Origin of the sequence: Pedobacter sp. N36a, assembly GCF_014472395.1 — a bacterium.
Lineage (GTDB): Bacteria > Bacteroidota > Bacteroidia > Sphingobacteriales > Sphingobacteriaceae > Pedobacter.
This window is the reverse complement of sequence record NZ_JACSZW010000061.1, coordinates 1-407: the sequence shown is the minus strand read 5'-3', so window position 1 is coordinate 407 and position 407 is coordinate 1. Positions and strand designations below refer to the sequence as shown.

1 protein-coding gene is annotated in these 407 nt (G+C 60.0%); it reads left to right on the top strand.

Features of this window, described 5'->3' with window-relative positions; translation table 11 throughout:
• On the top strand, positions 1-407 hold a 407-nt coding region (locus H9X96_RS22510; RefSeq protein ID WP_304622256.1), incomplete at both ends, for a magnesium chelatase domain-containing protein.

Sequence of the window (407 nt, the reverse complement as noted above, 5' to 3'; positions counted from 1 at the left end):
CTCGATGATGGCGAACCCACGCCGCGTGGCAGTGGGGCTGGAACAAAACCGTCTGGCAATCCTGCTGGCTGTGTTGCACCGTCACGGTGGTCTGCAAATGGCCGATCAGGATGTGTTTGTGAACGTGGTCGGCGGCGTGAAGGTAACCGAAACCAGTGCCGACTTAGCGTTACTGCTGGCGATGGTTTCCAGCCTGCGCGACAGACCGCTGCCGCAGGATCTGGTGGTGTTTGGTGAAGTCGGGCTGGCAGGGGAGATCCGCCCGGTGCCCAGCGGTCAGGAACGAATCTCTGAAGCGGCGAAACACGGTTTTCGCCGGGCGATTGTTCCGGCGGCTAACGTGCCGAAAAAAGCGCCGGAAGGGATGCAGATTTTTGGCGTTAAAAAACTCTCCGACGCGCTTAGCG